19 protein-coding genes and 2 pseudogenes are annotated in these 18,312 nt (G+C 62.6%); 14 read left to right on the top strand and 7 right to left on the bottom strand.

The genetic code is table 11. The features are described from left to right. Positions 1-11 precede the first annotated feature (11 nt). The 3 genes from I6E60_RS01540 to I6E60_RS01530 form a co-directional block, all read right to left on the bottom strand. Positions 12-2,249, bottom strand: coding sequence for an LLM class flavin-dependent oxidoreductase (locus I6E60_RS01540; RefSeq protein ID WP_197178515.1), 2,238 nt, complete (start codon positions 2,247-2,249; stop codon positions 12-14). A 101-nt stretch (positions 2,250-2,350) separates the two neighbouring features. Further along, the gene (locus I6E60_RS01535; RefSeq protein ID WP_197178512.1) at positions 2,351-2,779 is read right to left on the bottom strand and encodes a nuclear transport factor 2 family protein; all 429 of its coding nucleotides are present in this window, start codon (positions 2,777-2,779) and stop codon (positions 2,351-2,353) included. 45 nt (positions 2,780-2,824) lie between these two features. Continuing rightward, positions 2,825-3,658, bottom strand: coding sequence for an SDR family NAD(P)-dependent oxidoreductase (locus tag I6E60_RS01530; RefSeq protein WP_197178510.1), 834 nt, complete (start codon positions 3,656-3,658; stop codon positions 2,825-2,827). Between the two features lie 97 nt (positions 3,659-3,755). Between I6E60_RS01530 and I6E60_RS01525 the strand changes: the two genes are divergently transcribed. Beyond that, positions 3,756-4,244, top strand: a complete 489-nt coding sequence (locus I6E60_RS01525; RefSeq protein ID WP_197178508.1) for a MarR family winged helix-turn-helix transcriptional regulator — start codon at positions 3,756-3,758, stop codon at positions 4,242-4,244. A gap of 104 nt (positions 4,245-4,348) precedes the next feature. Here I6E60_RS01525 and I6E60_RS01520 read toward each other — a convergent pair. Beyond that, positions 4,349-4,795: pseudogene (locus I6E60_RS01520) on the bottom strand (HAD-IC family P-type ATPase); the annotation flags it as partial. A 35-nt stretch (positions 4,796-4,830) separates the two neighbouring features. On the opposite strand from I6E60_RS01520, the pseudogene I6E60_RS14720 reads away from it, so the two are divergent. From I6E60_RS14720 to I6E60_RS01500, 4 genes and pseudogenes are all read left to right on the top strand, one after another. Beyond that, positions 4,831-5,274, top strand: a pseudogene (locus I6E60_RS14720) (SDR family NAD(P)-dependent oxidoreductase); the annotation flags it as partial. Positions 5,275-5,293: 19 nt separating this feature from the next. Beyond that, complete coding sequence (locus I6E60_RS01510) at positions 5,294-5,878, top strand: antibiotic biosynthesis monooxygenase (protein WP_307841766.1); 585 nt, start codon at positions 5,294-5,296, stop codon at positions 5,876-5,878. Between the two features lie 220 nt (positions 5,879-6,098). Next, a complete protein-coding gene (locus I6E60_RS01505; protein ID WP_197178503.1) occupies positions 6,099-6,353 on the top strand; it encodes a hypothetical protein in 255 nt (84 codons plus the stop codon). Beyond that, complete coding sequence (locus tag I6E60_RS01500; RefSeq protein WP_197178501.1) at positions 6,350-6,847, top strand: hypothetical protein; 498 nt, start codon at positions 6,350-6,352, stop codon at positions 6,845-6,847. The genes I6E60_RS01505 and I6E60_RS01500 overlap by 4 nt, the downstream gene beginning before the upstream one ends. A 1-nt stretch (position 6,848) precedes the next feature. Here the strand turns inward: I6E60_RS01500 and I6E60_RS01495 are convergent, their stop codons facing one another. Further along, positions 6,849-8,939, bottom strand: coding sequence for a heavy metal translocating P-type ATPase (locus I6E60_RS01495; protein ID WP_374189209.1), 2,091 nt, complete (start codon positions 8,937-8,939; stop codon positions 6,849-6,851). A 29-nt stretch (positions 8,940-8,968) separates the two neighbouring features. On the opposite strand from I6E60_RS01495, the gene I6E60_RS01490 reads away from it, so the two are divergent. The 4 genes from I6E60_RS01490 (at position 8,969) to I6E60_RS01475 (ending at position 11,239) form a co-directional block, all read left to right on the top strand. After that, positions 8,969-9,271: a DUF2470 domain-containing protein gene (locus I6E60_RS01490; protein ID WP_197178497.1), complete on the top strand. Its 303-nt coding sequence runs from the start codon at positions 8,969-8,971 to the stop codon at positions 9,269-9,271. Between the two features lie 183 nt (positions 9,272-9,454). Next, on the top strand, positions 9,455-9,862 hold the full coding sequence (locus tag I6E60_RS01485; protein ID WP_197178495.1) for a DUF4383 domain-containing protein: 408 nt from the start codon (positions 9,455-9,457) through the stop codon (positions 9,860-9,862). A gap of 52 nt (positions 9,863-9,914) precedes the next feature. Continuing rightward, a complete protein-coding gene (locus I6E60_RS01480) occupies positions 9,915-10,448 on the top strand; it encodes a hypothetical protein (RefSeq protein ID WP_197122398.1) in 534 nt (177 codons plus the stop codon). A gap of 143 nt (positions 10,449-10,591) precedes the next feature. After that, the gene (locus tag I6E60_RS01475) at positions 10,592-11,239 is read left to right on the top strand and encodes a heme oxygenase (biliverdin-producing) (protein WP_197178493.1); all 648 of its coding nucleotides are present in this window, start codon (positions 10,592-10,594) and stop codon (positions 11,237-11,239) included. Between the two features lie 124 nt (positions 11,240-11,363). Here I6E60_RS01475 and I6E60_RS01470 read toward each other — a convergent pair whose 3' ends face one another. Together I6E60_RS01470 and I6E60_RS01465 are read right to left on the bottom strand one after the other, a co-directional pair. Next, on the bottom strand, positions 11,364-12,377 hold the full coding sequence (locus I6E60_RS01470) for a Gfo/Idh/MocA family protein (protein WP_197122394.1): 1,014 nt from the start codon (positions 12,375-12,377) through the stop codon (positions 11,364-11,366). Then, on the bottom strand, positions 12,374-12,967 hold the full coding sequence (locus I6E60_RS01465) for a GNAT family N-acetyltransferase (RefSeq protein ID WP_197122392.1): 594 nt from the start codon (positions 12,965-12,967) through the stop codon (positions 12,374-12,376). The genes I6E60_RS01470 and I6E60_RS01465 overlap by 4 nt, the downstream gene beginning before the upstream one ends. A gap of 209 nt (positions 12,968-13,176) precedes the next feature. Between I6E60_RS01465 and I6E60_RS01460 the strand changes: the two genes are divergently transcribed. The 5 genes from I6E60_RS01460 to I6E60_RS01440 are packed head-to-tail and all read left to right on the top strand — an operon-like array spanning position 13,177 to position 18,275. Beyond that, positions 13,177-13,917 (top strand): GntR family transcriptional regulator, encoded by a 741-nt coding sequence (locus I6E60_RS01460; RefSeq protein WP_307841765.1) that lies wholly within the window; start codon positions 13,177-13,179, stop codon positions 13,915-13,917. Continuing rightward, on the top strand, positions 13,917-14,840 hold the full coding sequence (locus I6E60_RS01455; RefSeq protein WP_197122390.1) for an N-acetylglucosamine kinase: 924 nt from the start codon (positions 13,917-13,919) through the stop codon (positions 14,838-14,840). Before I6E60_RS01460 ends, I6E60_RS01455 begins: the two co-directional genes overlap by 1 nt. After that, entirely contained in the window at positions 14,837-15,595 is a 759-nt protein-coding gene (locus I6E60_RS01450; RefSeq protein ID WP_197178491.1) for a sugar isomerase domain-containing protein, read from the top strand. Before I6E60_RS01455 ends, I6E60_RS01450 begins: the two co-directional genes overlap by 4 nt. Then, positions 15,592-17,004 carry a protein O-GlcNAcase gene (locus I6E60_RS01445; RefSeq protein WP_197178489.1) on the top strand — a complete coding sequence of 471 codons (1,413 nt, stop codon included), beginning with the start codon at positions 15,592-15,594 and terminating at the stop codon, positions 17,002-17,004. Before I6E60_RS01450 ends, I6E60_RS01445 begins: the two co-directional genes overlap by 4 nt. Before the next feature lie 2 nt (positions 17,005-17,006). Beyond that, positions 17,007-18,275, top strand: coding sequence for an ABC transporter substrate-binding protein (locus I6E60_RS01440; RefSeq protein WP_197122384.1), 1,269 nt, complete (start codon positions 17,007-17,009; stop codon positions 18,273-18,275). Positions 18,276-18,312 lie beyond the last annotated feature (37 nt).

Here is an 18,312-nt window from a genome sequence, read left to right as displayed (position 1 = left end):
ATCCGGCGGCGTTAGGCCTGCGCCGCCGGAATCACCGAGAAGTTGTCGCGGAACAGCCCCTGCGGGTCAACGCGCGCCTTGATGTCGCGAAGTCGCGAGAGTGTCGGCGGCGGGAAGGCATCGTGGATTCGCTCAGGGTCGAGCGATGTTTCAAAGCTCAAGTAGGTTCCGCTGAGAAAGGGCTTCACCTTGGCCCACTCTTTGGCGAGGCGTTGGGCGTTGGAGCTGCCCGCACTGATCGCAAAGTTTGCTGACCGATGGGCGTAGGCCGTGGCATCCGCCGCAACATCGGAGACGGCACCGCCGACGCAGCGAATCTGAATGAACGTGCTGGCCCCGCTTTCGATGAAGCGCGCCAACACCTCGGCAACGTCTGGAGTGAGGTGCTCGATCAGGCCGGATGCAGAGACGGGTTCGCCCCGCCCGGAATGTGGTGCCGGGCTGGTATTGCCCATCAGCGCGCTGTACGGCAGAAGCTGAACGGATTGGCTGGTGAGGGGTGCGATTTCGGCGAGCGGCTGCAGGCGGTTCAGGATGATGTCTGGTTCGTCTGACGCCACAGCACCCAAGACGTTGACGCCAACGTACGGCGCCGAGTTTTGGCGAACGATCGCAAGCTCGGTCGTGAGGTCGCGGGGAGCTTCCTCCATCGCAGCACCCCACCGTTCGAGCAGCTCCGGCATGTTTCCGGGATCGAAACCCAGCTGGGCGAATCCGATGTCGGCGACTTCTTCCACCACAAAGTCGAAGCTGACGACGATTCCCATGTTGGCGCCGGCACCGCGGATGGCCCAGAACAGCTCCGGGTTCTCTTCAGCGCTGGTGTGCACGAGCGAGCCATCGGCCAACACGATGTCGGCGGCGATGAGATGGTCGATCGTGAGCCCCTGCTGACGTGCGAGCCAGCCGACGCCACCCGCCGTCGCGAGCCCGCCCACCCCGACTCCGCCGTAGTCGCCGGAACTCAAAGCCCAGCCTTCGTCGCCCAAGACGGTCGCGACGTCAGACCACCGAGCGCCCGGCCCAATGCGTACAGTCTTCGCTTCGCGGTCGAGAATCTCGATCGAGTTCAGTTCTTTGAGATCGATGACCAGGCCACCATCGTTGGTGCTTCGGCCGCTGATACCGTGGCCCCCGCTGCGCACAGCAAGCTCAAGATGGCGATGAGTGCGCGCGAACTCGACGCTCTCGACAACCTCCTCCACCGTGGTGGGCTGCAACACCAGACCCGGGGAACCGCCGCGCATGTAGGTGGATTTCACGCTGGAAAAGTTGTAGTCACCGGGCTCGATGACGCGCACACCCTCGGGCGCAGCGTCATAGTCAATCCCACTTCGCCGCGCTGCGACCGCTGCGGCGCTCTTCACTTCGGCTGGTTCAAGACCCGTGCGGGCTCGCTCCGCCGAGGCCAGTTCGCGTACCGCAGGCATCACTTCTTCGGCGAAGAGCTGCAAGACCATCGCGCTGTCGTTGGCCAGGATGAACGTACTCGCACCGTCTTCTAACGCCAGCGTTGCAAGCTGCTCAGCCCAGCCATCCAGACCAGTCTGAGGAACGGTGATGTTGGCGAGCCGGCGAATTTCGCGAGGATCGCGGCCGGCCGACACTGCTGCCTTGTCGATGGTGGCGTTGCCACGCGCGAAATCTCCGGGCTGGAGATACCCCAGCGACGGCAGCCAGCCATTGGCCTTGCGACCAATGAGGCGCAGGCCGCGCGGCTTGAGGGCGCCAATCCAGATCGGAATATCGTGGGCTGCGAGCGGTCCGCGTTGGGCACCGCGAACGCTGTGCACGGTGCCATCCAAGCGCAAAAGTTGCCGATTTCCGGCATCCCAGATTCCCCGCATGATGTCGATCGCCTCTTCGAGTGCGGTGATCGATTCTCCGGGAGTGAGCCGCGGAACGCCCATGGCGACCACAGCATCCCAGAACGCTCCCGCCCCCAACGCCATGTCGATGCGCCCGCCCGATAGAAGGTCGAGGCTGCTCGCCGCTCGCGCCGCGACAGCGGGATTACGCAACGGAACATTCATGACGTTCGGCGCAATGTGGATGCGGTCAGTTCTCGCCGCAACGTACGAGATCAACGTCCAGGTGTCGAGGAACGAGGGTTGGTAAGGGTGGTCCTGAAAGGTGACGAGATCGAAGCCCAAAGACTCCACGAGCTGCGCCGTTTCGACGGGTGCTTGCGGCGATGCATTCGCGGGTGTCACAAATGCGCCGAATTTCAACGGATGACCGTAGTCCATGAGGGCTCCAATGCTGAGGTAAAGATTTTAGACAGAGAGGCAGTACGCCGGGTGTTCGACCGAGGCCAACATCCGCGGCGCACTGCCGCAACAGGGTTCGGTTAGAACATTCCGTGACCGTTGACGGGGCTGACCGCGGCCGTGATGGGCTGGAGAACATCCCAGTGCTCGAGCGCAATGCCGTCGGCGTCCATCTTCCAAATGTCGACACCGGCCACGCCAAGGTCATCAGCGTCATCGTTGTACAGGTTGAGGAAGTTGACGTGTGCCCACACCCAGTCACCAGAAGCGATGATGCGGTGGATGACGACGCGCGCGTTCTGGCGCTCAGCCGTGAGAGCAGCGAAGGTGGCACCGAGTCCGGCAGCGCCATCCGGCAGCAGCGGGTTGTGCTGAATGTATTCGTCGGCGACGAGCTTGTTTGCCGCCTCAACCGAGTTCTTCTGGTTGATCGCTTGCTCATAGAAGTCGATGAGGTTGTTCTTGTTACGAACGGCACGCTCGTCGGTGGGGTCTACTGCTTCAATCATGATCTGTTTCCTTTTCTATGGGTGGGATGGGTTAGGTGGTGTTGGTTAGGCAAGAGTGAGACGCAGGGCGTCCTGCTCCTCGGGGGTTGATGAGCTAAGGAACTGCACGAGCTGCGCAGCGTCGTCACCGATCGTGGCGGTGCTGGGGGCAGGGGTGCGTTCGGCGATGTCAACAACTTCGACTGCTGCGGCCGCCGAAGTGAGCCCCTTCGCTTGGCCGTCGTTGAACCCAGCCGCAAAACGGGCAAGAGCTTCGCCGTAGAGTTCGCGCTGGTCATCGGTGAGAGAGTTCGTGAGTTGGCCGAGGAGAGCGGCCGATTTGGCGGGGCCTCCCGTGAGCATGCTGCCGGGCTGGATAATCGTGACCTCAACCCCGAAGCGGTGAAGTTCGGTGCGGTAGGCCTTCATCAGCGCTTCAACGGCGATCTTGGAGGCAGCGGATGGCGCGTTGAACGCCATCGGGAATGCGGCCGAAATGGTGCTGATCTGAACGATTCGGCCCTGAGCTGCACGCAGCTGCGGCAGGAACGCGTTGACAACGGTGAGCGGCGCGAAGGTGTTGACTTCGAATTCTTGGCGAATCGCATCAAGAGGCACAAGTTCAAGCGGGCCTGGAGTCAGGATGCCCGCGTTGTTGATGAGCACGTTGACCTTTCCCCCGGATTTGGCCGCGACGTTTGCGGCCCAGGTACGCACGGCATCAGGGTTCGTGATGTCAACGCGGGAGAGAACAATGCGCGGGTTTCCGCTTTCCGGCTCACTGCTGAGCGTCGTTCCGTACACGGTGTAGCCCTTCGCTGCGAGCTCCTCGGCAATGTCTTTGCCGAGCCCGCTCGCCGCGCCAGTTACTACCGCGGTCGCGCTTTCGTGTTCGTTCATGGTCTCGCCTTTACCGATCTCGAGCCTGTCGCTCGGTGAGAATTTACTTGACTGGGCAACTATAACACTTACTTGCTTGATCAAGTACAATTGCGTTATGGCTCACCACAACAACGGCATGACCCGCGACGAAAAGGCTCTAATGCAGGCACTCTCGCGGGCGATTAGCGTTGTTCCGCGCGTGCTCGACGCTGACCTTCAGCGCGACCAGCAGTTGCCTCTCACCGACTACTTCGCCCTCACCTACCTCTCTGAGGCAGAAGGCCAGCGCCTGCGCATCAACGAAGTCGCCACCCGGCTATCGATGACCATCAGCGGTGCGACTCGCACCGTGAACCGCCTCGAAGCCCTCGAGCTCGTAGCCCGAGAGCGCTCCGCTAGCGACGGTCGGGGCGCGGATGTCGTACTCACCGAAGTCGGGCTGAAACGTCTGAAAGAGGCCTGGCCCAGCCACCGCGACAGCGCCCGTCGGCGCGTGCTCGACCGCCTCGACGCGAACGAATTAGCGGTCCTCACTAAGGCGCTGAACAGCATCGGCGCTGAACCCGACGATTTCGATTCCGCGGACTGCCCTCCCCAATCCTGAAACCACCCTGGCGACGAAACCACAGCGACGCCACAGCGACGTCGACGCGCTGTCGAAGCGCTAGCGACGCCGAAGCGCGCGCACCGTGAGAGCTCGGCCGCTGGTTAGTCCTTGCCGATAACCGCTTCGGGCCGCAGGTCGAGCCGGCGCAGCAGCTGAGCATTGGCGGCAACGACCACGGTCGAGGCCGACATCAGTAGCGCGCCAACCGAGATGGGCAGCACGAAGCCGATGGGAGCAAGCACGCCAGCAGCGAGGGGCACCGAGATGAGGTTGTAGCCGGCAGCCCACCACAGCTTTTGGCGCATCTTGCCGTAGCTGCGGCGCGAGAGTTCGATCACGGCAAGCACTGAGCGCGGGTCGTCGCTCGCGAGCACGACGCCAGCGGAAGCGATTGCTACGTCAGTTCCGGCGCCGATCGCGATTCCGACGTCCGCCTGAGCAAGGGCCGGCGCATCGTTCACGCCGTCACCGACCATGGCAACGGTGCCGCCTGCCTTCTGCAGTTCGGCGACCTTGCTTGCTTTGTCTTCGGGATGCACGCCCGGCCGTAACCGCGTTGGGCGAGACTCTCTCGACCCGCAATGTGGACATCCTCGTCAACAATGCCGGAACCATCGAGCGCGCCCCCGCCGCCGAGCACCCCACCGAGCTGTGGGATCGGGTCATCCAGGTGAACCTGTCGAGCCAGTTCACGCTCACGCAGGCCATCGCCGGTCTCACGAAGGCACTCTCGAACGAGTGGGCTGGCAAGGGCATCACCGTCAATGCGATCGCCCCCGGCTACAACGCGACCGACAACACCCAGGCGCTGCAAGACGACCCCCACCGCTCAAAGGCAATCCTCGACCGCATTCCCGCTGGTCGCTGGGGCGTCGGTAGCAGACGTAGTGTGTTGACGTCGCGACGCGACGCGACCCACATCAGTTTTTCGATGTGCTTGATACGCTGGCCCCACTGCTCCGTCATGGGGCTGTCTGGACCCAAAGAGGAGAATCATGGTTCACGTTCTTGGTTGTTTCCGAGCTAAGCCTGAGTTTCGCGCTGAGGTGAAGGCCGCGCTGCTAGGGGTCCGCACCGGCTCTGTTGAGGAAGAAGGGTGTCTTGGGATCCGCCTGTACGAGGATCGCCACGATCCCGACTTGTTTTACGGGGATGAGCGGTTCGTAGACGCCGACGCGGTGGAGTTCCACCGAGCGCAGTCCTACGAGGTCGCTCTGATGCAAGTCGCCGAAAAGGGTCTCGTCGAACCTCCGGTCGCGTTCCTTTTAGAGGACGCGATTGTCAGTGAGGACGATGAAGTTTCTCGCTCCGCTGAACCAGGCGAACTCGTGGCGATTGCGGTGTTCGACTTCAAGCCGGGCCTGCGAGACGCGGTCATCGCTGCGTACGAACGGCAGATACCGAACGTTCGGGGCCAAGAAAGTTGTATCTCTTTCAACGTTTACCCCGTGATCGGCCAGCCATCACAACTCGTTGTGATCGAGTGGTGGACATCGCCTTCAGCGGCCCGTCAGTTCGCCACCACAGATGGGTTGTCCATCGAAACAGGGCAGCTCTTAGCGTCCTCGCTCATTGGACCAGTGCCCGAGTACCTTCACGAGCTCACGGAGATGTTCCCAAAGAATCCGTGACGCACGTTCCGTTGAGCGTGTGTTGAGGTCGATGGGGAGAGCGAACGTTCCCCCATGTCGACCTCGAGCATCACGGCGAATAGCAGGTATGCCTCATCGGTGGGTGCCAACAGTTGTTTGTGGGTAGCTCTCGAGTCCGCAGTCTGCTATTACTGAGACCAGTTGCGTGCTCGCCAGCGGTGGCGTCCAGTCCCGTGTCTAGCGAAAGGTTTCCGGCCATATGAATGGTCTCGCGTGGGATCAGCTTCTCTTGATCATTGGCTTAATCGTGGCCGGCGTTGCCCTCGTCGTCGTGCGCCGCCCGCTCTTCGCTTTCTGGATTTCGGCCGTCGAGGATTGGCTCCCCCGGTACAACCCCCACTCTCCGCTCGCGCCATCCCCGCTTTACATTGGGATGCTGGGCGCACTCCTGATCATCCTCGGCGTTCTCACCGCGATTGCCCACGCAGCCCCGGGCTTCACGCCATTCGGATGACACTAGACAACGAAGTAGACGATGCTCCGAAGAGTGCCCTCCGGCGCTTCATCCTCGACCGCGATTTGTGGAACGGGCTGCTTCTCATGAGTCTGATGGCAGGGCCTCTGATCGCGCTACTGCTCCTTCTCGGGTGGATCGTTCCCGCTCTTTTTCGCTCTGAGTTCGATCTCAGGTTCTGGTTTTACCCCTTCATAGTCGCCCTCATCGGCGGTGCCGCATGGGGCGTGAGCTGTGCATTGGGCGCCATCCTGATGCGTCTTGTTGTTCGCCGACGCACACCGGCCATACGACCTCAGGCGATCGCGGCAGCAACGGGCGGCGCTATCGGAGCAATCGCGCTTCCCTTGATATTCAATGCGGCGCTCTTAGGCGCTGATCTTCCACTTTTGTTGTCCCTCACGCCCTGGATTGTCGGTGTCGCACTACTTGCAGCCGCTGGCCTCGGCACCTACACCGCCGTCAAGTTGCGGTCCGATCTAGCGCAGCACTGACTCAGTCCTTGCGCGCGATAACAGCTTCGGGCCGCAGGTCGAGGCGACGCAAGAGCTGCGCGTTCGCCGCGACAACAACGGTCGAGGCCGACATCAGTAGCGCGCCCACCGAGATGGGCAGCACGAAGCCGATAGGTGCAAGCACGCCAGCGGCGAGCGGCACTGCGAGGAGGTTGTAGCCGGCAGCCCACCATAGGTTTTGGCGCATCTTGCCGTAGCTGCGGCGCGAGAGTTCGATCACGGCAAGCACTGAGCGCGGGTCGTCACTGGCGAGCACGACGCCGGCGGAAGCGATCGCTACGTCAGTTCCGGCGCCGATCGCGATTCCGACATCCGCCTGCGCAAGGGCCGGCGCATCGTTCACGCCGTCACCGACCATGGCAACAGTGGCGCCTGCCTTCTGCAGTTCGGCGACTTTGCTTGCTTTGTCTTCGGGATGCACGCCCGAGAACACCCGGTCGATGCCGAGTTCGGCGGCTACTGACTGAGCAACGGCATCCGCGTCGCCCGTGATCATGACCACGGTGATGCCACGATCGTGGAGTGCATCGACAGCCTGGCGGGAGTCTTCGCGCACTTCATCCGCGAGACCGATCGCACCAATTACGTGCCCGTCCGAGAGCACGTGCAGAATGATTGCGCCCTCAGCCGCCCACGTCGCGGTCACCTCGACCGCGGTTTGGTCGTGCTGGCGGAGCATGCTCGGTCCACCAACGCTGATGGTGGCTCCGTCGACGGTGGCTTCGACACCTACGCCGCTCGACGAGCTGAATTGTGAGGCTGTCGCCCGGTCGAGGTCACGATCTTTCGCTGCCGTCACAATGGCCTTGGCCAGCGGATGCTCGCTGTCGAACTCTGCGGCGGCAGCGAGCCGAATCACCTCATCGTCACTCGACTCCCCGACAGCGACCACGTGCGTGACAGCGGGCTCGCCCTTGGTGAGGGTGCCAGTCTTGTCGAACAACACAGTGTCAACCTTGCGCATGGTTTCAAGAGCGAGACGATCCTTGATGAGCACCCCAGCGCGAGCAGCACGCTCGGTAGAAATCGAGACGACAAGCGGAATCGCAAGACCCAAAGCATGCGGGCACGCGATCACAAGCACGGTGATGGTGCGCACGATCGCATCATCGGGGCTCCCCGCGAGCGTCCACACTGTAGCGGTAATCGCCGCGGCACCGAGAGCGAACCAGAACAGCCAGCCCGCCGCGGTGTCGGCGATGCGCTGCGCGGGTGACGACGAGCTTTGCGCCGTTTCGACGAGCTTCGTGATGCCCGCGAGCGCCGTGTCCTCGCCAATCGCGGTGACCTTCACCCGGATCGAGTTATCGGTCGCAACGGTTCCCGCCACGACGCGGTCGCCCAGGCCCCGCTTAACCGGCTGCGACTCTCCGGTGATCATCGACTCATCCACCTCGGCTGAACCGTCAATCACTTCGCCGTCGGCGGGCACTCGTCCGCCGGGGCGCACGATGACGACGTCGCCCACCACGAGGTCAGCCGGCGGCACGGTGACGAAGTCGTCGCCCTCAACCTTCTCCGCTTCATCCGGAAGCAAAGCGGCAAGAGAGTCGAGCGCGCTGGAGGTCTGAGCCAGCGACCGCATCTCGACCCAGTGACCGAGCAGCATCACAACGATGAGTAGCGCGAGCTCCCACCAAAAGTCGAGCTCGGCCGCGATGAGGCCGAGAGTGGATGCCCATGATGCAACGAACGCGACGGTTATCGCCAGAGAAATCAGCAGCATCATTCCCGGCTTACGGGCTTTCAACTCAGAAAAACCGCCCGTGAGGAATGGCTTGCCGCCCCAGACGAACATGACGGTGCCGAGCACGGGGGAGATCCACTGCACGACCATGTTCTCGGGCAGCGTGTAGCCGAGAATCTGGGCGAACATCATGCTGAACCCGGCAACTGGGATTGCCATGACCAGCATGATCCAGAACAGGCGGCGGAACTGCGCGACATGATCGCTATGGCCAGAGTGGCCAGAGTGGCCAGAGTGCTGCTTGTGGGAGGTCTGCGTGTCGTGCTCGGTCATTCCATCCATGGGCGCCACGCTATACCCCTCTAGGGTATGGAACAACCCCAAACCCAACGACTCCCCGCTACCGTAGAGCCGTGACTACTTTCAGTGAAGAAATTGTGTCCGCAGTACTCGCCCATATGAACAGCGACCACAACGATGACAATCTGCTCATTGTGCGTGCCTTCGCAGAATCCTCCGCCATTTCTGCGGCCATGGTGTCGCTCGACGGCACCGAGGGCACGTGGCAGTATTCGGATGTCGACGGCATCGAACACCACGTGACGGTGCCGTGGAGCACGGAGATCAGCGAGCGCGCGGAGATCCGCCATGAGATCGTGAAACTGTACGACGCCGCGTGTGAAAAGTTGGGTGTTGAGGCTCGACCTCACAGCTAGCGTTGCTGCGGCATCCGGCAATCGTGCTGCGGCGCTGCGACTCTGTGGCACTACGGCTCTGCAGCACTGCGGCTCATGGGGAAAATTCACCTACGCCTGCCCTAGCCAAACCCCCTCTAGTGCGAGTACGAATAGAGAGCACACGATGCGCACTCACCTAGTGTGCGCACAAGGGGGCACCACATGACTCGATCACCCAACCGCATTTTCGGAGCTATCGTCGGAGCGTTCTTCGTTCTCTTCGGCCTGCTCGGATTCTTGGTCACCACCGGAGTCGAGTTCTTTGCAACCGAAGGCGCGCTGTTGGCCGACGTCTTCAGCGTGAACGGTTTCCACAACGTGGTGCACATCATTGTTGGTGCTGCCCTGCTTCTTGCGGCTCTTTCTAACCGTGCGGCCGCCCGCGCCCTCAACTCGGCCCTCGGCTTCGCCTTTCTTGTTCTCGGGTTTGCGGGCCTGATGCTCGTCGGTTCCGCCTACAACGTGCTCGCGCTCAACGCAGCAGACAATGCCCTGCACTTTGGTGCGGCCGTCATTCTGCTCCTCGTCGGCATCGGCGCCGACAAGCGCGCCACCGGCGTCAGCGCTTAAACTGCTGGCGACAGCGTGATCGGGTGAAGCTCGAGCGCCAGAGAGGTATCGAGTGTCCGCCATCAGTCGCAGTTGGCTCGCCTTCGCCGCGGCGGGCGTCGGCATTATTCACTGTGCGCTCATCATTGGCGCGCCCGTCGGGCTTGCGCTTCCCCTCGGCATCCTGGGCATTCTCGAACTCGGATGGGGCTTGCTCGCCTTCACTCGTGACCAGTTGCCGGCACCTCGCGCCGCGATCGTCGTTGCGCTGGCACCGCTCGTCGCGTGGGGAGCACTGGTGGCAGCAGCATCCACTTTTCACATCGGTGCGCTCGGATCGGTGTTGGATGTCGCCCCCTGGGGCATCGCCGCAGTGCTCCAGCTGTTCGTAGCGGGGTCGCTTGCGCGGCACTTCCGTCGCGTCAGTGACGGCACCGACGCCACTGCCTCCGCCCCGAGCGTTGCGCGGTACATCACCGCCCTCGTGGTGGGCGCACTCGTGGTTTTCGTTCTCACCCTCACTGCCCTCGCCACCATCAATGGGCCGGCGACGGAGGGCAATGACGTGGATGACCTGTTCGACATCCCCAGCCACGTCGGCCACTAGCCACTCCGCGGTGCACTCTTCCGCTGTGGATTCTCCCCCGGTGCATTCTGCTTTCCGGAGCGATTAACCAACTTTTGGATGATGCCGGGCAATAAACCGCCGCACTAGAGTGAGGGTCACCTAACCCCCTTCTAGGAGACTCCGTGGCTGTAATTCCTTTCTCGCAAGCACTCCGTGAGCGCACCTGGTCAAGCCACGGCGACAGCGAAGGTGCCGACTTCATGAAAGATCTCATGACGGGCAAGGGAACCCGCGAGGATTACATCGCGCTAGTCGCTCAGCACTACTTCATTTATGAAGCGATCGAAGCCGCCGCCGATCACTTCGCCGGCAACCCGGTTGCTGCCCCGTTCATCACCTCGCAGCTCACCCGCTTGCCCGCGATCGAAGCGGATCTCGAATTTCTGATCGGTGCCGACTGGCGCGACCAGATCGCCCCTCTTCCCACGGCTGCCGCCTACGCCGCCCGCGTGCGCGAGGTTGCCGCCGAAGACTGGGCTGGCGGCTTTATCGCTCACCACTACACCCGTTACCTCGGCGACCTTTCGGGCGGCCAGGTTATCCGCACCCTCATGCAGCGCCAGTTCGGATTCGACACCAACGGTGTCGGCTTCTACCTCTTCGACCAGATCGCCAAGCCTAAAGAATTCAAAATCACGTACCGCGACCAGCTCGATGCTGTCGAGTGGGATGACGCCGAGCGTGACCGCGTCATCGACGAAGTACTCGCCGCCTACAAGTTCAACACGGACCTGTTCGTCGACCTGTCGCGCGCCAAAGCGGCCGCCTAGCCCCGCCGCGCGGGCCGTGTCGCCGAACCGGCATGGCCCGCTTGGGGATTCGCTTGGCCCCGCCAGTTTTCGCTGAACCTGCTAGCCCTACTGAGCCCGCTAGCCCCATAGCCCCGCTAAGCCACTAACCGGCCTCAATCTGGGCCCGCATCGTGTCGAGCGTCTCCAGAATTGCAACGGAGACATCCAGCGGATGCTCGGGCGCTTCCGTGCGCCCCTCCGCAATGTGCTGAGCAATCGCCGTGGTCTGAAACGACAGCCCCTCGCGGCCACGGAGTCCCGTGCCATCCGTGAACTCGGTGCGCTCGTCGTCGCGCACGACGGCAAAACCGTGCGGCGCGTAAAACGGGGTGAGCACTTCAACACGAGCACGGGAGCCGTTGATGCGGGCCTCCGTGGGAGTGTCGGCCTCCATCGTCGTGTGCAACACGGCTTGGGCACCGGTGGCGTGGTCGAGAATCATCGCCGCCTGCGCGTCGACGCCGGTGTCGAGCATCCGCCCCCGAGCGAACGCTGCAGTGGGAGCGCCGAGCGCGAACCGGGAAAACCAGACAGCATAGATGCCGATGTCGCGCAGCGAACCGCCGCCCATGGTCGGATCGAACACTGGTTGCCCGGCGGGGGTTCCGAAGTTGGCGCCGAAGTCGGCGGTGACAACTTTAAGGTCACCGAGTTCGCCCGCCTCCAGTAGCTGCGAGATGATCGTCGTCTGCGGCAAGAAGCGGGTCCACATCGCTTCCATGGCGAAGACGCCGGCAGCACGGGCCGCATCCACAATCACGTGGGCGTCAGCGGCGTCAACGCCGAGCGGCTTCTCAATGAGAACGTGTTTGCCCGCCGAAATCGCCAGCAAAGCCAGCGGCCGGTGGAACACATTCGGAGCGGCCACATAAATGATGTCGACATCGGGGTCGGCCACCAACTGCTCGTAGCTGCCGTAGCTGCGCTCGATGCCGTGCTTCTGGGCAAACTCTGCGGCACGGTCGGCGGAGCGCGAGGCAACAGCAACAACGCGTTGATCGGTGTTGGCGTGCATCGCCGCGACCCAATCCGTGGCGATCCCACCCGGCGCGAGGACGCCCCACCGTAACGTCGGTCCGCCTCGAAGCGGGGTAGCAGTTGAGTCCGGCAGAATCACGACAGTTCCATTCCCAGATAAATCGAGTCAGCGCCTCGAGCCAGCTCCACAAAACCCAGGTGGCGGTAAAAGGCGATCGCATTGTGGTTGTCTTCGCCCACATCCAGGTGGATGCCAGTCACACCGCGAGCGCGCAGCGCCGCAAAGAGCGTCTCCAGCATCGATCGCCCGAAACCTCGCCCTTGCGCACGCGGGAGGAGGTCGATGTGGAGGTGCGCCGGATAGTTCGCGACCACCGAGTCGGGGGCGAGAACCGGGGTGTGCAGGTGAGAGATGAGTTCGTCGTCGAGAGAAGCCCCGGCCGTCGGCGCGTATTGGGAGCGCAACACGGGCCACCATTCGCGCTCCTGCCATGCTTCGAACTGGCGAGTGTCTGCGGCGCCAAGCACGTAGCCGGCGACTCCGAGTTCATCCGCAATCACCCAGGCGAAATCGGGGGCTCCGACGAGGTACGGGCCGACGTAGATGTGACCGAGCAGATCGGGGTTCGCGAAGAGAGCGCTCCCATCGCCCCCGGCATCCGCCGTCTGGAGACAGACACGATAGGTTCCGGGGAGGTCGTAGAGGCCCGCAGGCCGAATATGACTCATGGATTCACCATATCCCCCACGTCAACTGGTCTAGTTTGGAGGTCTCGCGTCGGCCACGGAGTGGTCTACGACACTCCTCCTGAGCCCAGAAGTTATGCGCTTCATTCCCCGATTTACGGGTATGTTTCGGGCATATTTCGCCCAAATGTACCCCGAAGTGGTCTAATCAACTCTTTACCAGGGGCGCAGAAATGGGCTCTAATGAGAGTGTGACCGTTGTCGAGGAATCCACCAGACACACCCTGAGAGCACGCTTGCGAGAACTCGTAGCGTCGACAGAGGTGGGCAAGAGCCTGCCGAGCGAGCGCGATCTCAGCGCCCGCTGGGGCGTTGCCCGCATGACCATCCGACGTGCCGTCGATGCGCTCGTTGCCGAAGGCCTCGTCGAACGACGCCACGGTTCAGGCACCTACGTGACCCCGCAGCCGTTCGTGCGCCTGCTCGGCCTCACCTCGTTCTCACAAGACATGCGCGACCGCGGCTTAGAACCAGGGGCTCGCCTTCTGGCCTACCGGGTCTCCCCTGCCGACGCCGCTATCTCCACCCAACTCCAGATCTCCCCCGGTGACCCCGTTGTCAGCTTCACCCGCCTGCGCTTAGGCAGCGGTGAAGCGATGGCCGTAGAAACTGTCTGGATTCCGCAGGCGCTCGTGCCGGGAATCAACGGCAGTGACCTCGGCGGCTCCCTCTATGAACTACTCAGCAGCCGCTACCGCATTTCCCCCGGCGCCGCCAATGTCTCGATCGAGCCCGTGTTGCCCGACGAGCGCGTGCGCGAGTTGCTCACGATCTCCGAAAACCAAGCCTGCCTCCGCATCCGGATGGTGGATTCCGATGCGCGCGGAAACATCATCATGATCGCCAATTGTTTCTACCGCGGCGACAAGTACCAGCTCACTGCTCAGGTTTCGGGTGGTGCTTTCTCGGCCGAACAACCCCGGAACAGCTAATGCTTCGGGTTCTCGCTGTCGATGGCGGACAGTCCGGAATTCGCCTCAAAAGCAGCGCACAGCCTGGCACTGTTGAAGTCGATGGGGTGAGCCGCCTCGAAGGCGACACGATGCGCACGGTTGCGGCCGCAGTCGCGAGCGCCTGGGCGCACGGCAAATTCGAGCCCGTTGATCGTGTCGTGATGGGTCTCACTACGTCCCCCGCGGATGCTGCATCTTCCACCCGTCTCGCTGAACTTGTCGCGGCAACGACCGGGGCCAACGAGGTCTGGATCGCAGATGACACCGTCACCTCCCACGCCGGAGCACTCTCCATCGAATCCGGCGTCTCGCTCATCACCGGCACCGGCGTTGCCTGTCTCGCTGTGCGCCCCACAGGAGAATCCCATGCGGTCGACGGCGATGGCTATCTCTTGGGGGATGCCGGCGGCGGGTTTTGGATCGGCAGTCGCGGCATCTCTGCTGTGCTCAAAGAACGTGACGGGCGCGGACCAAGCACCGCCCTGACGGCGCGAGCGGCAGAACACTTCGATGGCCTCACTAATCTTGCCGCACGCCTCCATAGTGCCCACCGCCCGGTCAACCGCATTGCCCAGTTCGCTCGTGCCGTGCTCGCTTCGGCCGCTGAAGGGGATGCCGCCGCCGACGCCATTGTGATCGAAGCGGCCTACGAACTCTTCCTCACCGCTCGTGTCGGAGTTCGGTGGGTGGGCGATGATGCCCCGTTGGCTCTTGGCGGCAAACTGCTGGGACCGAACACTCTCCTCTTCGCCCGCCTCGTTGAACATCTCGCCAGTGAAGGCATGTCGTTCCGCCCCGCGGATGCGTCAGCTCTCGAAGGTTCGCTCCTGCTCGGCGCTGGCGACACCGACAATCTCTATCGCGATCTCATCCACGTGTGGAAAAAAGGAACACCCGCATGACACTCACGAGCCCCCCAATTTTCGATGTGCAGTCACCCGCTGCGCGCTACTTGGCGCGCGCGACGCAGCTTATCGAGCGCCTGACCACCGATGAAGGTCCAAACATTGTGGCGGCATCCCGCCTCGTTGCTGACGTGCTCATCAATCGCCGCACGGTTCACATTTTTGGCACCGGCCACTCCCACATGCTCGCCGAAGAGCTCTACTACCGAGCCGGCGGCCTCGTCAACGTTCAGCCGCTGCTCTTTGAGGGCCTCATGTTGCACACGAGTGCCCCGCTCAGCACCTCCCTCGAACGACTGCCCGGTCTGGCCGCGGCGCTGCTGCGCGACCACCCGATCGCCGCGAATGACGTGCTGATCGTGGCATCCAACTCCGGCAGCAACGCCGTCACGTCTGAACTCGTGCAGCAGGTGATGGCCAATGGCACCCCCGTCATTGCCCTCACGAGCCTGACGCACGCCACCTCCCCCGAAGCCCGAGCGACAACGCTGCCGCGACTGCACGAACTCGCCACCGTTGTGATCGATAACGGTGGCGCGGTCGGCGACGCGGCCGTTGACATCGCCGGGCTGAGCAGCCGGGTGTCCGCCACCTCTACTGTGGTGGGAGCGGCCATTCTCAATGCCATCATGGCTGAAGCTATCCAGCTCTCTGTTAGTGCCGGAGTCACTCCCGACATTTACGAGAGCAGCAACACCACCAGCGGCGATGCCAGCAACCTCAAATTCACCACCCCGATAACCACACCATGACTCCACGCTCCCGAGCCATCTCCGACTCCTCAGCTTTCGCCATTCGCGGCGTCATCGAGGGGTTCTACGGCGCGCCCTGGAGCCACGAACAACGCCTCGACCTCATCAGCTTCCTCGGCAACCGCGGCATGAACACCTTTGTGTACTCGCCCAAAGATGACCCGCTCGTTCGTCACGAATGGCGCACCCCCTACGCTGGCACCGAGCTCGCCCGCATGGCCGAACTCATCACACGCTGTGACGACAACGACATGACTTTTATGTACTGCCTCTCCCCCGGGCTCACCATGAAGTATTCGAGCAGCGACGACATCGAGATGCTGCTCGCTAAGTTCAGCGCCGTGCGCGAATTGGGCGTCACCAGCTTTGGACTGCTTCTGGATGACATCCCGGCCGGGCTGCAGCATCCGGCCGACGTGGCAGCATTCCCCGATCTCGTGACCGCCCACCAATCGCTCATCGGGAATGTCTTTTCGCAGTTCGACGCCGACACCCACCTCACGGTGTGTCCCACGCAGTATTGGGGCTACGGCGACGAGGACTACATCACTCGCCTTGGGCGCGGCATTGATCCGCGCATCGACCTCTTCTGGACTGGCCGCGCCATTTGCTCCGCCACCCTCGACCTTGCTGACGCTGCCGTCTTCGCCCGCGCAACCGGCCGCCCCGCGACCTACTGGGATAACTATCCGGTGAATGATGTCGCGATGGGCCACGAGCTCCACATCGGCCCCTACCAAGGTCGCGATCCGCAATTGCACCGCTTTTCGACGGGCATCATCGCTAATGGCATGGAGCTCTTTGAGTCATCTAAAATTCCTTTCGCCACGATCGCCGACTATCTGCACGACCCCGAGAACTACGACCCAGAGGCCAGCTGGAAGCAAGCGCTACTGGATGTCGTCGGCCAAGACAACGTCGACGACTTCAGTCTGTTTGCTGACACGGTTCGGTCCTCGTGCCTCTCGGCTGACGATGCGCCGGTACTGGGCGAGGCCCTCGAGCGCTTCACGTTTGAGTCGGAATACGGTGATGCCGCCACCGCGGCTGCCGACCTGCTCGCGGTTGCCCACACCATGCTCGGTGCCGCAGACCGGTTGCTCGACGGCCCCGTGGCAAACCCGCAACTCATTACCGAAGTGCGGCCGTGGCTTGAATCGTTCCGCGTGGGCGCGCGCGCACTCGTGGAGGTCGCAGAGCTCGCCGCCGCCGGTCGCCTCGCCACCGCTGGCCCCAGCCGGCTTCTCCCCTATCTCGATACCCTTCGCGCAGCCCACCGTCGCGTCTTCGGCGACCTGCTCGATATGACTTTGGCAGAGCTCGTTTCTGCCGGGGGCTCACCACCCGCAACATCTGCATCACCCCGCACTGCATCACCCGACACTGCATCACCTACAGCAAAGGAATGATCATGCCCGTCACGCGAAAGAAGACTCTCGCTGCTGTCGCTGCCCTCAGCGCTACAGCACTGATCCTTACCGGTTGTTCAGCCGACGGCGGAAGCTCCGACGACAACGTACTCCGCATCGCCATGGGTTCCCCTGGTGAAGCTCAGATCCGCGTCTGGGACGACGTAGCGGCACAGTACGAAGCCGCCAACCCCGACGTCACAGTCGAAATGAACTACCAAGACGACGATCTGTACCAAACCATCGGGCTTCCCAACCTGCTCAACGGCCGCAACGCTCCAGACATCTACTTTGAATGGGCGGGAGCGCGACTGGAACAGCGTGCCGCCGACGGATTCGCTGCCGATCTCACGGAAGCGGTGACATCCGGTCCCATCGCTGGTCTCTTCGACGACGAAGTCTTCACCTCGCTCACCGTCGATGGCGCCGTCGTGATGGTGCCTCACTCCGCCGATGTCACCAACGTGCTCTGGTACAACGAAGACATCTTTGCGGATGCCGGACTCACGCCTCCCACCACCTGGGCAGAACTGCTCGACACCTGTGACGCGCTCAACGCCGAGGGAATCATCCCGATCTCCTCGGGCAACAAGGATCTCTGGGCTGCTGGTAACTGGCTCGCCCACCTGACCTCGCGCGTGGTGGGTGAAGACGTTTACAGCTCAGCCCTCGCCGGTGAGACTGACTTCAACACCCCCGAGTGGATCGAAGCCTTCGGGTACGTCGAAGAACTCGCCGACCACAACTGCGTCAACGAAAGCGTGAACGCTGTCGACGACAACGAGGGTGCTCAGCTCTTCTTCCAAGGCAAAGCAGCAATGCACGCGATCGGTTCGTGGCTCGTGAGCTGGGCGATCGATGAGGCGCCTGACCTTAACTTCGACTACGTGAACCTCCCAGCTATGCCCGGCGAAGGCAACCAAGAGAGCGTCATCGGTGTTGTCACCGGGTACGTCGTCAACGCCAAGAGCACCAAGCAGGATGAGGCCGCCGAGTTCTTGGCCCTGCTCAACAGCGACGAGAACGTTCAGCAGTTCATCGGTGCGGAGCTCACTCCGATGACCCTGTCGGCCGCGTCGGGTGAAGACATCGATTCGCGCACCGCATCACTCACGTCTCTGCTTGAGACCGCTCCCGCGATCGTGCTGCCGCCCGACAACGGCTACGACCTCGAGACCGCCAATGCGCTCTACGCGGCTCTCGCTGAGGTTTTGGGTGGTCAGAGTTCGCCCGCGGATGCCGTTGCCGGCATAGATCAAAAGCTTGGCTAACACCCTCCCCGTTAGCTAGCCGACCGCGCTGGTCGTC

The sequence above is a fragment of the Salinibacterium sp. SWN167 genome (genome assembly GCF_015864665.1).
Classification (GTDB): Bacteria; Actinomycetota; Actinomycetes; order Actinomycetales; family Microbacteriaceae; genus Rhodoglobus.
Note: the sequence above shows the minus strand (reverse complement) of the source record. Positions and strands in the feature narration are given on the sequence as shown.

What these genes read in the sequence shown, in the direction of transcription:
- I6E60_RS01540 (WP_197178515.1), bottom strand. Translation starts at nt 2,249, where the DNA reads ATGGACTACGGTCATCCGTTGAAATTCGGCGCATTTGTGACACCCGCG.
- I6E60_RS01535 (WP_197178512.1), bottom strand. Translation starts at nt 2,779, where the DNA reads ATGATTGAAGCAGTAGACCCCACCGACGAGCGTGCCGTTCGTAACAAG.
- I6E60_RS01530 (WP_197178510.1), bottom strand. Translation starts at nt 3,658, where the DNA reads ATGAACGAACACGAAAGCGCGACCGCGGTAGTAACTGGCGCGGCGAGC.
- I6E60_RS01525 (WP_197178508.1), top strand. Translation starts at nt 3,756, where the DNA reads ATGGCTCACCACAACAACGGCATGACCCGCGACGAAAAGGCTCTAATG.
- I6E60_RS01505 (WP_197178503.1), top strand. Translation starts at nt 6,099, where the DNA reads ATGAATGGTCTCGCGTGGGATCAGCTTCTCTTGATCATTGGCTTAATC.
- I6E60_RS01500 (WP_197178501.1), top strand. Translation starts at nt 6,350, where the DNA reads ATGACACTAGACAACGAAGTAGACGATGCTCCGAAGAGTGCCCTCCGG.
- I6E60_RS01485 (WP_197178495.1), top strand. Translation starts at nt 9,455, where the DNA reads ATGACTCGATCACCCAACCGCATTTTCGGAGCTATCGTCGGAGCGTTC.
- I6E60_RS01465 (WP_197122392.1), bottom strand. Translation starts at nt 12,967, where the DNA reads ATGAGTCATATTCGGCCTGCGGGCCTCTACGACCTCCCCGGAACCTAT.
- I6E60_RS01455 (WP_197122390.1), top strand. Translation starts at nt 13,917, where the DNA reads ATGCTTCGGGTTCTCGCTGTCGATGGCGGACAGTCCGGAATTCGCCTC.
- I6E60_RS01450 (WP_197178491.1), top strand. Translation starts at nt 14,837, where the DNA reads ATGACACTCACGAGCCCCCCAATTTTCGATGTGCAGTCACCCGCTGCG.
- I6E60_RS01445 (WP_197178489.1), top strand. Translation starts at nt 15,592, where the DNA reads ATGACTCCACGCTCCCGAGCCATCTCCGACTCCTCAGCTTTCGCCATT.
- I6E60_RS01440 (WP_197122384.1), top strand. Translation starts at nt 17,007, where the DNA reads ATGCCCGTCACGCGAAAGAAGACTCTCGCTGCTGTCGCTGCCCTCAGC.